This is a genomic window from Flavobacterium ovatum, assembly GCF_040703125.1.
Classification (GTDB): Bacteria; Bacteroidota; Bacteroidia; order Flavobacteriales; family Flavobacteriaceae; genus Flavobacterium; species Flavobacterium ovatum.
On sequence record NZ_CP160035.1, the window covers coordinates 475,552 to 487,795 of the forward strand.

Consider the following 12,244-nt stretch of genomic DNA (forward strand, 5'->3'; position numbering starts at 1 on the left):
ACGCACCAGTTAATTTTGGACACGAATTTCACGAATTTGCACAAATTACTGAGACTTTAAAAAATTAATTACACTAATTTTTCAGTAACTTGGTGATTATGGTAATTACACAAAATCCAAATTGGTGTAATTGTTTCGCCTGTTTTATTTTAAAATACCATCCTTTAACTCCAAAATCAAAAACGATTTTCCATCAACCGACAAATCATCTTTCAGTTCGATTGATTGATCTGTAAAAACACATGAACCTGTTTTGTACAATTCTAAATTTTCATTAAAACGAGCGGTTGGAAAAGTTCTTGGCTCTGTATTGTTGTTAATAACAATCATTATAGATTCATTTTCATTGTACCTAAAGTAGACATAAATATTATCTTCTGGAATATAATGAGTCGTTTTACCGTAATGAATAACGGATTTGGTTTTGCGCCATTGGAACAATTTGGAAGTGAAATCAAAATAGGCTTTTTGGCTTTCATCACGGCCTTCGTCTGTAAATGCATTATTAACATCTTCTTTCCAACCGCCAGGAAAATCTTGACGAATATCGGCATCGCCTAAGTATTGATCACCTGCCATGCCAATTTCTGATCCGTAGTACAATTGTGGAATTCCACGCACGGTGGCTAAAATGACCATCGCCATTTTGTACTTTTGTAAATCTTGGTCGTAGCAATAATTTAATCTTTTAGAATCGTGATTTTCTGCAAAAATCATGAGATTGTTTGCATTAGGATACAAAAAATCAAACGTCAAAGAATCATAAATCCGCGTCACTCCTCTATCCCAACTACCGTCATCTTCATTGAAAACCATTTGCAAAATATCACAAAGCGAGAAGTCCATAACAGAGGGCAAATTGGAGTTGAAATTATGAATTTCTCCTGTCTTACTGTCCTTTTGCCAATAGGCGAGAATCCCATGATTGCGTTGTGTAATTTCACCTACTATATTAAGGTTCGGGTATTCATCCATTATTGATTTTGTCCATTGTGCCATTTGTAGTGGCTCGGCATAATTAAAAGTATCGACCCTTAACCCATCTAAATCTGCATATTCAATCCACCAAATGGCATTTTGACATAGATAACTCAACACCAATGGATTGGTAATATTCAAATCGGGCATTGTAGGAACAAACCAGCCTTCAATACATTGCTGACGGTCAATTTTGGCGGCATTAACATCAATAACCGTAGTTCGTTTGTGATTTGTTTGTGTATAGGTTTCGAAAGTGTTAATCCAGTTTTTGGTTGGAGCATCTTGCACCATCCAGTGTTGCAACCCCCAGTGATTGGTCACATAATCATGAATTAATTTCATGCCTCGTTTGTGCAATTCGGATGCCAAACGTACATACTCTTTATTGGTTCCAAAACGAGGGTCGACCTTATACACGTCTGATTGGGCATAAGTATGATACGAAAACTCTTCTTCGTCATCTTCGCAAACTGGTGTGTTCCATAAAGTAGTTACCCCAATGGACTCTATGTAATCCAGATGCTGAATAATTCCGTTGATGTCACCACCATGACGGCCTCCTGGTAATTCTCGATTGTATTTTTCAGTGGTGGTTTTATCGTTGTCATTTACTCCATTTCCGTTGGCAAAACGATCGGGCATTACTAAATAAATAACATCCGAAGAATCAAAACCTTTTCGATTAGCCGAATTTTCTCTTCGTTGTTTGATCCTGTATTTTTGAGTAAAAACTGTTTTGTTATTTCGTTTAAAGACAAAAACGATTTCTTTGGCATGATCCCATTTCACATTAATAGTGACAAACAAATAATTGGGGTTTTCTGTCTTAGTAACTTTTGTAATGATTCCCTTTTCTGTCGTTTCTACAAAATTCTGAGCAATATTTTCTCCGTAAAATAGAATTTGCAATTCTTTGTTATACATACCAGCATACCAAAACGGTGGCTCAATTCTTTGGATGGGTAATTGCTTTTTTGACTTCATGGTTATGACTGCTGTTGATTGGGATACAAAATCAAAAATACAATATTAAAAAAGAAGTAGAACTGCTAAAGAATATTTTTCTTACTAAGTGAAAAATCTCTATTGCTAATTCAATTGTTAATTTCTCACCAAATCGCGTGTGTGTATGTGTGTTGCGCGAAGGATAGTCCCGATAGCTATCGGGAGCCCAAAATAAGTACATTTTTAAGTGAGCAACGACTTCTTGAAATCGGAGGGCGAAACTCCTTCAGTCTTTTTAAAAAACTTACTAAAAGCCTGAATATCCTCATAACCTATCTCATAAGCGATTTCCTTGATACTTAGGTCTGAATAATGTAAAAGTCGACGCGCTTCAAGCACAATTCGGGCCTGAATAATTTGCAACGGTGACTTTTCATTGTATTTCTTAAATAGATTCGAAAGCGTTTTGGGGCTTTTATGCAGCATCTCGGCGTAGTCTGCTACTTGATGCTTGGTTTTGAAATGGCTTTCGACCAAGTAATTATATTCTCTAACGATATCCAATTGGTTTTTATCGAAAGTTGTAAGCTCGGTTTGTTCCTTATAAATTCTTGTGCTCAAAATCAGTAAACGTTTGAGCATCATTTGCAGCATATCATTTTGCAAATTGTCCTTGGATTCCATTTCGATGGTAAACATTTTCCAAAGGACTTCAAATTTTTCCATATCAATTTCGGGTATTACTATTTTTGGAAATTGCGAAGCACCAAAAAATAAAATCCCTTTACAACCTACCTCACCGTCATTATGGGATATACAGTAAAAAGCACGATTAAAGCGTACCAAACGTGCCTTAGTAACCGAAATAATATCGACCTTATGATACTCCGTCAGGAACAAAACTGTGTCTTTTGCAAAAACATAATCGCTGCCATCAACGTTTACTTTCATATCCTCTTGACACCAAATCACGCTCAAACTTTCGCTGACTTTTTCTTTGAGCAATTCGCAATTGGCGGCGTCAATTTCGGCTAATCGTACAAATTCATTAAGCTGACCTGTGTAAAGCATTTTTTTGAGAATTTATGAATCCAATTTAGTTCAAATTTTCCAAATAGACGTCGCTTTTAGAAATCCTTACAAAATTATTGGTATTAACCGCTTTTAAGTATCTTTGAAAACAAACCAAATTTATCAATACAACCATGAACTGGGAACAACTTTTATCATTGAGACGTCAGGGCGACAAAGGAAAACGACTGCGCATAGAACAAGACGACACTAGATTGGGATTTGAAGTCGATTATGACCGTATCATTTTCTCGGCGGCTTTCCGTAGTTTACAGGATAAAACCCAGGTGATTCCGCTTTCTAAAACTGATTTTGTGCACACAAGGTTGACCCATAGTTTGGAAGTTTCAGTTGTGGGACGTTCTTTGGGGCGATTGGTTGGTAAAAAAGTAATTGAAAAACACCCGCATCTCAAAGAAGTTCACGGGTATCACATGAATGATTTTGGTGCTATTGTCGCTGCGGCTTCGTTGGCGCATGACATTGGGAATCCTCCTTTTGGACATTCGGGAGAAAAAGCTATTGGAGAATATTTTTCTATTGGAAATGGTCAACAATATAAAGAACAATTGAATCCAAAACAATGGCAAGATTTAATTGATTTTGAAGGGAATGCCAATGGATTTTCGGTACTTACGGCCAGCCGTCCTGGTATTGAAGGCGGTCTTCGTATTTCGTTTGCTACTCTTGGTGCTTTTACCAAATACCCAAAAGAAAGTTTACCAAAAAAACCAACTCAGAATATCGCCGACAAAAAATATGGTTTCTTTCAAACCGACAAAGCTTTCTTCAATGAAGTAGCGACCGATTTGGGTATGATTCCCAATAAATCTGGTGATGATTTGGGATTTGAAAGACATCCGCTCGCCTACTTGGTAGAAGCCGCAGATGATATTTGCTACACCATAATTGACTTTGAAGACGGAATTAATTTAGGTCTTGTTTCAGAAGATTTCGCCTTAGAATACCTTATCAAATTGGTCAAAGACAGTATTGACAGCTCAAAATATAAGACACTGGAGACCAAAGAAGACCGCATCAGTTATTTGCGCGCTTTGGCCATTGGTAGTTTGATTAATGACGCTGTGAAAGTTTTTATCGAAAACGAAGAAGCAATTCTTGCTGGGCAATTCCCCTATTCTATCATGGATAAAAGCAAGTACAAAGCCCAGATGAAAGACATCATCAATTTGAGTATCGACAAGATTTACCAAAGCCGCGAAGTAATCGAAAAAGAAATCGTAGGATATCAAATTATCCAGACTTTATTGGATAAATTCATCACTGCATTCAACAACCATTTCAATGGAAACGCATCCAATTATGATGCTTTGCTCCTGAAATTACTACCCGAAAAACACCATCTAGACAAAGACAATCTCTACGAACGTCTCTTACACATTTGCCATTATATTTCGATGCTAACCGACGGTAATGCACTAGAATTATTCAACACCATCAACGGTAAAAAAGGAATTTAATTCATTTTTAGGAGCAGAAAAATAGCGTTTCAATTCAAGAGTTGTCCCGCTCTGCGCAGTATCTTTTTTCTTGTGGTTCCCTTCGTCACCACAAGAAAAAAGGATACTTTGCTGCGATCGGGGCTCACTAAGGACGTTTTTGGGTTATAAAAAAATCCTCTAAAAAGTATACGTCATCCCTACTCCCAAAACTTGTTTCAATTGCATTTTTGGACCAACCGTAACTTGACTTCCGTTGATATCTTCTTTGGCTTTGATATCATCATCATATACAATATGTACTCCAATATTGGTACGTACATATTGATTTACCACTAAGTCCAAAACCAAATCGTAGTCAATATCTACATTTCCATACTTATTGATGTAATCTGAATACAAACTCAAGCGGTTTTCAAACATGATGTTTTTGGCAATTTGTTTTTTATAATAGGCCGTAATCAAAGTCCCTAACTCTGATTTCAACTTTTTTCCATGACTTACTACATTCCCATCTGCATCATAAGTCGCTTTTGGCACACCAAAAGCACCATTATCAGCCAATCGTTGATTGCCAACATAAGTAAGCTTGGAAGTAAAAGGTGAAAAGTAAAACAAACGGTCTTTTTTCTCAGAAGCATATTCAGCACCTACACCTAAAAAAGAATAGGCAGGAGCAAAAGGCCCCGAAACAGCAATTTCTTTATTAGGATATTTATAACCCTCGGTAAATTGTGTATTCAAATTAAATTTTGCACTGTGATACCAATTGGACTTTTCGTTTTCACGATAGCCAAAAGTAGAACTAAACTGAAAAGCATCTTCTGTTTTACGAAGCTCAATTCCGTCTTGTTTGTTCAACCCATAGCGCATAATAAGCTCATTTGCCCATCGGGTATTTTCATTGGAATAATTCCTATTGAACTGTGTTTTCATTAATCCCGAAATAGAACTGACCCCACCTGCGTTCCAATTGACAAATAAAATTTCTGAAATAGCGAACCCTATTTTATTTTTGTTTTCCCAATGAGAAATACTGTCATTAACTCCTGGAGGTGGCTGTAAAGTAGTGATGATTTTCTGTGAAAAACTAGCAGTGCTTATAATTAAACATAGAAAGGTAAAATGGAATAATTTCATTAACGAGCTTTATAATTTTTTAATTTATTTACTATTTTGAAAGTATCGAAAGACGATTAGTCAAACTTATAACGTCAATTTTACACATTTGTTGTAATTCATCAACTGTACCTTGTTCTACAAATACATCTGGAATTCCTAATTTTTCAATCGGAACTACATACTGATTTCGTGATCCAAAGTCTAAAATAGCCGCTCCAAAACCACCAATTATTGTGCCATCTTCTATGGTTATTATATTTTTAAAGGTTTTAAAAATATAATGTAAGGCTTTTTCATCCAAAGGCTTTACAAAAGAAAAATCATAATGTGCTATTGTATCTGGATTCTCTAAATTATCCAAAGCTGCCGAAACATTCTTTCCAATTGTTCCATTTGACAATACCGCAATTGTAGTTCCTTCCTGTAAACAACTAGCTTTCCCAATTTCGATAATTGAATATTTTCCGAAATAATCTGCTTTCCAATTTGGAGTCACTCCACGACCACGTGGATACCGAATTGCAATAGGAAAATCGATTCCTAATTGAACGGTATATAAAATGTTTTGCAAATCAATTTCATTCAAGGGTGAAAAAATCACCATATTAGGAATACATATCAAATACGCCAAATCAAATACACCATGATGCGTTGCTCCATCTTCGCCCACTAGTCCAGCTCTGTCCAAACAGAAGATAACGGGTAAATTCTGCAAAGCTACATCATGAATCAATTGGTCGTAAGCCCGTTGTAAAAAAGTGGAGTAAATATTGCAATACACAATCATTCCTTGCGTCGCCATTCCAGCAGCAAGCGTGACAGCGTGTTGTTCTGCAATCCCCACATCAAAGGCACGTTCAGGCAAAGCTTCCATCATGAATTTCAACGAACTTCCTGATGGCATTGCTGGTGTGATTCCGATAATATTTTTATTTTTTAGTGCTAAATCCAAAACCGTTAATCCAAAAACATCTTGGTACTTGTGTGGTAAATTTTCTTCCGATTTCAAATGAATTTCACCTGACGAAGCATCAAACTTACCTGGCGCATGATATTTCACTTGGTCTTCCTCAGCTTGTTTAAGTCCTTTACCTTTGGTGGTGATAATATGTAGAAATTTAGGTCCCTTTATTTTTTGTAAACGCTTCAATTCTTTGACGACAGCAAAAATATCATTTCCATCAATGGGTCCCGAATAATCAAAATTTAAAGATTTGATCATGTTATTCTGACGGTGATTTTTTCCTGTTTTTACGGCAGTCAAATAATTTTTCAACGCTCCTACGCTTGGATCAATTCCGATAGCATTGTCGTTAAGAATAACTAACAAATTGGCATCGGTAACTCCTGCATGATTCAGCCCTTCAAACGCCATTCCTGATGCGATAGACGCATCACCAATAACGGCTATGTGTTGTTTTTCGAACTCGCCTTTAATATTGGAGGCAATCGCCATTCCCAACGCTGCCGAAATGGAAGTTGAAGAATGCCCTACTCCAAAGGCATCGTATATGCTTTCGCTTCGTTTGGGAAAGCCCGAGATTCCGCCCAATTGTCGGTTGGTATCGAATAACTCTCTTCTTTCAGTTAGGATTTTATGACCGTAAGCTTGGTGACCAACATCCCAAATCAATAAATCTTCGGGTGTATTGAAAACGTAATGCAAAGCCACCGTTAATTCTACCACTCCCAAACTCGCTCCCAAATGCCCTTCTTTGACAGCAACGACACCTATAATAAAATCACGGACTTCCTGTGCCAATTGCGGCAATTGTGATTCGTCAAGAAGACGTAAATCGGTTGGGTTGTGGATATGTTGGAGGAGATTCTTGATCATTCCACAAATGTACAAATTGAATTCCTATTTTTCGAACATTGAAAAATCCTTTCCTTACCGAAAATTTCATAACTTTGAAATAATAGAATTTGGGTAAAAACAGAACAAAGCTGAACCGAATTTGCTATCGAAAAAATGCACTTAAATCAGATTTTCAATTGTAATCTAATCGTTATGAACATAGAAGAAAAACGTAAAAACATCGTCCATAGAATATTAAATACCAAAAATGAAACTTTGCTTAATCAAATAGAGGTATTACTAAATAATGACGTCTTAACTTATACTACAGATGGAAAACCATTGACCGTGAAAGAATACAAAGACCATTTACAAGAGATAATAAATGTTTCATATGCAGGAGAACCTGGCAATACTACTGATGAGGCTAGAAAAAAAATCATAAAAACTCTCGACTTCGCAAAATCATAAAAATTTTAAATTATAGCTTTTCATTCGAATAGAGTCTAAAACAAACTAAGATCTGAATCAAATGAGGCGATTAAGTATTTCTTTTTTTCTACTATGTCTTTTACTGCAATTTGAATCTATTTGAAGTATCAAAAATAATTTCAAAACCCTACTTTTGCATTATGATAAACCCTTTCACCGACGAATACTTTATGAAACGTGCTTTGCAAGAAGCAGAAGCCGCTTTTGAAAAAGGTGAAATCCCTGTAGGTGCTATCATTGTTGTGGACAATCGCATTATTGCCCGTTCGCACAACCTTACCGAATTACTACACGATGTTACAGCCCATGCCGAAATGCAAGCCATTACTGCTGCTGCCAATTTCTTGGGTGGCAAATACTTAAAAGATTGTACCTTATATGTAACACTCGAGCCTTGCCAAATGTGCGCAGGGGCTTTGTATTGGAGTCAGATTTCGAAAATTGTTTTTGGCGCTAGTGATGCGCACCGTGGTTTTGAAAAAATGGGCGGACAATTGCATCCTAAAACGACCGTGGTTCGAGGCGTTCTTGCCGATGAAGCTGCCGACTTAATGAAACGCTTCTTTGCTGACAGACGCAAAAAATAATTCACTTTGTCTAAAGGGACACGGATGAAACGGATTCGCTATCGCGAAGGCGCAGATAAAAACGGATTTTTCACTCTTCCTTATTATTAAATACAGAAACAACTTCTTTTACCTCAAATTACTCGCTCTAGTTTGTCTCGCTGAAAGCGTCTCAACAAAGTTACTCACCTACCCTTACGCAAATATAGTGCCCAAATCTAGCCATCAGTTGGGACGCAGATTTTAAAAGATTTACGCAGATTTTCTTTTCTTGCCTTTCTACTTCCTCTATTACTACACATCTATATCGTTTACGGGTTTTGCGTGAAGGATAGCCCCGAAGCTTCGGGATTACGAAGTTCCGATAGCTATCGAGAGCCCAAATAATGACAAAAACACCTCAAAAAAACCCCAAAAGGAAGAATGGGCAACTCGTCGGGAAATGTGACCTAACTTCTAGGTCTACTTTCGTCGCACCTTTGTACCAACAAATTGAAACACATAAAATATGAAAACAATAACGCAACTTTTGGCTTTCCTAAAAAATAATTTTGGAGCTAAAAACACAGAAGTTCAACCGCAATTGATTACTGTAAATCAAGCTCATTTTTGTGACACGATGGGACTGTCTGATTATTACTGCGACGAAAACAATCTATTTATATAATTATTAATTCAATAAAAAATAAAACATTATGTCAACATTTAACGTACCTACAAGAGAAGAAGTATCTGCAAACAACCAAGCAATTTTTGACAACCTACAAAAAGGACTAGGATTTGTTCCTAATTTATACGCTTACTACGCCAAAAGCGAAACGGCATTGGGAGATTACCTGACTTTGCAGAATAGAAAAAGTAGCCTTAAAGCTAAAGAAAGAGAAGTTGTAAACTTAATTACTAGCCAAATAAATGGTTGTGAGTATTGCCAATCGGCACACACGGTACTAGGAAAAATGAATGGTTTCACAGACGAACAAGTTCTGGATTTGAGAAGAGGTTCGGCAGCATTTGATACAAAATTAGATGCCTTGGTAAAATTTACAGCATCGGTTGTTGAAAACAGAGGAAAAGCAACCGCTGATGTAAAAATAGCCTTTTTTGAAGCGGGTTATACAGAAGAAAACATGATCGATGTAGTGATCGTAGTCGGCGACAAAGTGATTAGCAATTACATTCACAACCTTGCTGGTTTTGCAATTGATTTTCCAATCGCACCAGAACTGTAATTTACACTTTCAATTTTAAAATTAAAAAAAAATGATACAACATTTAGATAAAACCAATTTCGAAAAAACGATTACTGAAAACCAAGTCGTACTCGTTGACTTTTTTGCAGACTGGTGTGGGCCTTGTAAAGCGTTACACCCTGCACTAGAGGAATTGGCTGCCGATTTTGATGGCAAAGCTATAATCTCCAAAATCAACGTAGATACCAATCCAGAACTAGCAGCACAATTTAAAGTACGTAGTATTCCTGCTTTATTTTACTTTAAAAATGGTGAAATCGTAGGAACTCAAAACGGACTGCACAGCAAATCGGTACTGGCCAGTCATTTGAATAACTTATTAAAAAACTAACAACATGGGCAAGAAAATAAACATCAAGAATTTACCAACGGGCTACCAATCTTTTATTACAAACGGAAGACATTCAATCACTGGTGACGAGCCATTGACGAGCAAAGGAACCGATTTGGGTTTCTCTCCAGAAGACCTCATCTTGTCGAGTTTGGCAATGTGCAAAGTAGCAACCGTACGCTACATTGCTCGAAAAAACAATTGGACTATTGACGATGTGGATGGTGAATTTGAACTCAACGTAAAACGCGGCCCTGACGGATCCTTGTCTACAACCATTACCGGAAAAATCAAAATCGAAGGTGACCTGACCGAGGAACAAAAAGCTGAATTGATCAAGCAAGCCGATGCTTGTTATGTTCACCGCATGATCGAAGGCGAATGGAATATTCAACCCATTCAAGCAACAAATGAGTTAGCTGTTTCAGCTTAAAAAAAATCAAATTTCAAATTTCAACTTCAAAAATCAATCAAAAAATCAATATGAAAAATTTAAAAATCACAATCGTAGTCGCTATTCTCTCTTTCTTTTCTAATACATTAATAGCTCAGGTAGATCCAATTGATAAAAACGGTTTAGGCCTTGGTGGGTATGATGTAGTGGCTTATCACACGGCAAACAAAGCAGTAAAAGGAAGTGCAACTATTACTGAAAAAATAGGCAAAACAGAATATCGTTTTGAGTCGAAAGCAAATGCCAAAGCGTTTAAAGCAAATCCTAAAAAATATTTACCCGAATGTGCTGGATACTGCGCTTGGGGTGTCGCGGAAAAAGATGCCAAATTTTCAATCAATCCAGAGACCTTTAAAATCGTAGACAACAAATTATATCTATTTTTTAATGGCGATTTCAATGGAAGCCAAGTAAACACCTTGGACATCTGGAACAAAGACGAATCCAAATATTTGAAAACCATTGACACCAAATGGTCTAAAATTCAATAATAAATACCACGATTACTTTTATATTTAATTTGATTCTGAAAGGGTTTTGTCGTAAAAAGCAAAACCCTTTCTTGTATAAAAACTACCTATTACTGCTCGTATTTACTTAAATTTGTACTGCATTTGAATATTCTAAAAATTTAAATAATGAAAAAAGTTAGTAAGATAGTTGGCTTAGTTCTATTGGTTCTTATTCTCTGTACTATTGGATATGGCTACTTTATTTCGAAACCGCTACCGGTAGGAGTTGCTGGTCAGGAAGCAGAACTTTTTACTGATAAAATACAAACAGCCATTAACCAAAAAGCTTGGGACAGCACCGCTGCGGTATCTTTTGAATTTGCAGGAGATCACAAATACCTTTGGGACAAGAAAAACGACTTGATACAAGTAAAATGGAGTAAAAACAAAGTCCTCTTTAACACCAAAACCCTTGAAGGAATTGCATTTGAAAATGATATAAAAATATTAGGGAACGAAAAAGCCGAACTGATCAGTAAAGCAAATAATTATTTCAATAACGATTCTTTTTGGCTTATTGCGCCTTTCAAGTTAAGAGACCCTGGCACCACACGAAGCATTGTAGTTCAAGACAATCAAAAAGCCTTGATGGTTACTTATGCCTCTGGCGGTAGTACTCCTGGTGATTCATACGTTTGGTTGGTCGATGCAAATTTTGTGCCTACCGCATGGCGCATGTGGGTGAGCATCATCCCTGTGGGCGGAATCGAAACCTCATGGGAAGATTGGAATACCTATAACAATACGATTAAAATTGCCTCCACCCACAAAGGACTAATTAATTTGACTTTAAAAAATATTAAAACGGGCCAAAGCATTGAAGAAATAAATAATGGCCAAAATCCTTTTTCGGCTCTGTAGTATTATTTTATTCGAAAATGAATCTGTCCTGTATTTTATGAAATATTCCCATTTAACAATGGACTTTGTAAAATACGTAGCCTTTTTTTCGAAAAAATTAAAAATGTAAAGCGGTGCTATTTTTAATTCCACCCATCACAAAAATGGTTTGCTCATTCCCAATTGTAGAGAGTTTGTCATAACAACGTTTTGATAGCTCGCCACATCTTCAACCAGGATTTTGAGCATAAAATCATAATCACCTGCAATTTTGCAGCATTCGATAATCTCTGGTAAGGCTACAATATCTTTCACAAAATTGGCTCCTACATTCTTGGCGTGTTCCTTAAAGCGGACTTTACAAAAAACGGTCATCCCAAGTTTTAGTGTCTTTTTATCCAATAAAGCAACATATTTCATAA

At 36.6% G+C, this 12,244-nt stretch carries 14 protein-coding genes; 9 read left to right on the plus strand and 5 right to left on the minus strand.

Annotated features, from left to right (window positions below; translation table 11 throughout):
- Positions 1–144: 144 nt before the first annotated feature.
- Together ABZP37_RS02105 and ABZP37_RS02110 are read right to left on the minus strand one after the other, a co-directional pair.
- The gene (locus ABZP37_RS02105; protein WP_366185207.1) at positions 145–1,965 is read right to left on the minus strand and encodes a glycoside hydrolase family 13 protein; all 1,821 of its coding nucleotides are present in this window, start codon (positions 1,963–1,965) and stop codon (positions 145–147) included.
- Between the two features lie 204 nt (positions 1,966–2,169).
- Complete coding sequence (locus ABZP37_RS02110; RefSeq protein ID WP_366185209.1) at positions 2,170–2,997, minus strand: helix-turn-helix domain-containing protein; 828 nt, start codon at positions 2,995–2,997, stop codon at positions 2,170–2,172.
- Between the two features lie 134 nt (positions 2,998–3,131).
- Between ABZP37_RS02110 and ABZP37_RS02115 the strand changes: the two genes are divergently transcribed.
- Positions 3,132–4,478: a deoxyguanosinetriphosphate triphosphohydrolase gene (locus ABZP37_RS02115; RefSeq protein WP_366185211.1), complete on the plus strand. Its 1,347-nt coding sequence runs from the start codon at positions 3,132–3,134 to the stop codon at positions 4,476–4,478.
- A 159-nt stretch (positions 4,479–4,637) separates the two neighbouring features.
- Here ABZP37_RS02115 and ABZP37_RS02120 read toward each other — a convergent pair whose 3' ends face one another.
- On the minus strand, positions 4,638–5,597 hold the full coding sequence (locus ABZP37_RS02120; RefSeq protein ID WP_366185213.1) for a DUF3078 domain-containing protein: 960 nt from the start codon (positions 5,595–5,597) through the stop codon (positions 4,638–4,640).
- A gap of 31 nt (positions 5,598–5,628) precedes the next feature.
- The gene (locus tag ABZP37_RS02125; RefSeq protein WP_366185214.1) at positions 5,629–7,416 is read right to left on the minus strand and encodes a 1-deoxy-D-xylulose-5-phosphate synthase; all 1,788 of its coding nucleotides are present in this window, start codon (positions 7,414–7,416) and stop codon (positions 5,629–5,631) included.
- A gap of 135 nt (positions 7,417–7,551) precedes the next feature.
- Here ABZP37_RS02125 and ABZP37_RS02130 point away from each other — a divergent pair, with 135 nt between their 5' ends.
- The 8 genes from ABZP37_RS02130 to ABZP37_RS02165 all read left to right on the plus strand — a co-directional run bounded on the left by ABZP37_RS02130 (position 7,552) and on the right by ABZP37_RS02165 (position 11,843).
- Entirely contained in the window at positions 7,552–7,848 is a 297-nt protein-coding gene (locus ABZP37_RS02130; protein WP_366185216.1) for a hypothetical protein, read from the plus strand.
- Between the two features lie 161 nt (positions 7,849–8,009).
- Complete coding sequence (locus ABZP37_RS02135) at positions 8,010–8,456, plus strand: nucleoside deaminase (protein WP_366185218.1); 447 nt, start codon at positions 8,010–8,012, stop codon at positions 8,454–8,456.
- 487 nt (positions 8,457–8,943) lie between these two features.
- Positions 8,944–9,102 (plus strand): hypothetical protein, encoded by a 159-nt coding sequence (locus ABZP37_RS02140; RefSeq protein ID WP_366185219.1) that lies wholly within the window; start codon positions 8,944–8,946, stop codon positions 9,100–9,102.
- A gap of 28 nt (positions 9,103–9,130) precedes the next feature.
- Complete coding sequence (locus ABZP37_RS02145; RefSeq protein WP_366185221.1) at positions 9,131–9,664, plus strand: carboxymuconolactone decarboxylase family protein; 534 nt, start codon at positions 9,131–9,133, stop codon at positions 9,662–9,664.
- A 31-nt stretch (positions 9,665–9,695) separates the two neighbouring features.
- Positions 9,696–10,016, plus strand: coding sequence for a thioredoxin (trxA, locus tag ABZP37_RS02150; RefSeq protein WP_366185222.1), 321 nt, complete (start codon positions 9,696–9,698; stop codon positions 10,014–10,016).
- Positions 10,017–10,020: 4 nt separating this feature from the next.
- On the plus strand, positions 10,021–10,449 hold the full coding sequence (locus ABZP37_RS02155; RefSeq protein WP_366185224.1) for an OsmC family protein: 429 nt from the start codon (positions 10,021–10,023) through the stop codon (positions 10,447–10,449).
- 50 nt (positions 10,450–10,499) lie between these two features.
- On the plus strand, positions 10,500–10,961 hold the full coding sequence (locus tag ABZP37_RS02160; RefSeq protein ID WP_366185226.1) for a YHS domain-containing (seleno)protein: 462 nt from the start codon (positions 10,500–10,502) through the stop codon (positions 10,959–10,961).
- Between the two features lie 147 nt (positions 10,962–11,108).
- Entirely contained in the window at positions 11,109–11,843 is a 735-nt protein-coding gene (locus ABZP37_RS02165; protein WP_366185228.1) for a hypothetical protein, read from the plus strand.
- A 135-nt stretch (positions 11,844–11,978) separates the two neighbouring features.
- Here ABZP37_RS02165 and ABZP37_RS02170 read toward each other — a convergent pair whose 3' ends face one another.
- Complete coding sequence (locus tag ABZP37_RS02170; RefSeq protein WP_366185229.1) at positions 11,979–12,242, minus strand: Lrp/AsnC family transcriptional regulator; 264 nt, start codon at positions 12,240–12,242, stop codon at positions 11,979–11,981.
- Positions 12,243–12,244: the final 2 nt, after the last annotated feature.

What these genes read in the sequence shown, in the direction of transcription:
- ABZP37_RS02105 (WP_366185207.1), bottom strand. Translation starts at nt 1,965, where the DNA reads ATGAAGTCAAAAAAGCAATTACCCATCCAAAGAATTGAGCCACCGTTT.
- ABZP37_RS02165 (WP_366185228.1), top strand. Translation starts at nt 11,109, where the DNA reads ATGAAAAAAGTTAGTAAGATAGTTGGCTTAGTTCTATTGGTTCTTATT.
- ABZP37_RS02110 (WP_366185209.1), bottom strand. Translation starts at nt 2,997, where the DNA reads ATGCTTTACACAGGTCAGCTTAATGAATTTGTACGATTAGCCGAAATT.
- ABZP37_RS02145 (WP_366185221.1), top strand. Translation starts at nt 9,131, where the DNA reads ATGTCAACATTTAACGTACCTACAAGAGAAGAAGTATCTGCAAACAAC.
- ABZP37_RS02135 (WP_366185218.1), top strand. Translation starts at nt 8,010, where the DNA reads ATGATAAACCCTTTCACCGACGAATACTTTATGAAACGTGCTTTGCAA.
- ABZP37_RS02160 (WP_366185226.1), top strand. Translation starts at nt 10,500, where the DNA reads ATGAAAAATTTAAAAATCACAATCGTAGTCGCTATTCTCTCTTTCTTT.
- ABZP37_RS02125 (WP_366185214.1), bottom strand. Translation starts at nt 7,416, where the DNA reads ATGATCAAGAATCTCCTCCAACATATCCACAACCCAACCGATTTACGT.
- ABZP37_RS02155 (WP_366185224.1), top strand. Translation starts at nt 10,021, where the DNA reads ATGGGCAAGAAAATAAACATCAAGAATTTACCAACGGGCTACCAATCT.
- ABZP37_RS02130 (WP_366185216.1), top strand. Translation starts at nt 7,552, where the DNA reads ATGCACTTAAATCAGATTTTCAATTGTAATCTAATCGTTATGAACATA.
- ABZP37_RS02120 (WP_366185213.1), bottom strand. Translation starts at nt 5,597, where the DNA reads ATGAAATTATTCCATTTTACCTTTCTATGTTTAATTATAAGCACTGCT.
- trxA (WP_366185222.1), top strand. Translation starts at nt 9,696, where the DNA reads ATGATACAACATTTAGATAAAACCAATTTCGAAAAAACGATTACTGAA.
- ABZP37_RS02170 (WP_366185229.1), bottom strand. Translation starts at nt 12,242, where the DNA reads ATGAAATATGTTGCTTTATTGGATAAAAAGACACTAAAACTTGGGATG.
- ABZP37_RS02140 (WP_366185219.1), top strand. Translation starts at nt 8,944, where the DNA reads ATGAAAACAATAACGCAACTTTTGGCTTTCCTAAAAAATAATTTTGGA.
- ABZP37_RS02115 (WP_366185211.1), top strand. Translation starts at nt 3,132, where the DNA reads ATGAACTGGGAACAACTTTTATCATTGAGACGTCAGGGCGACAAAGGA.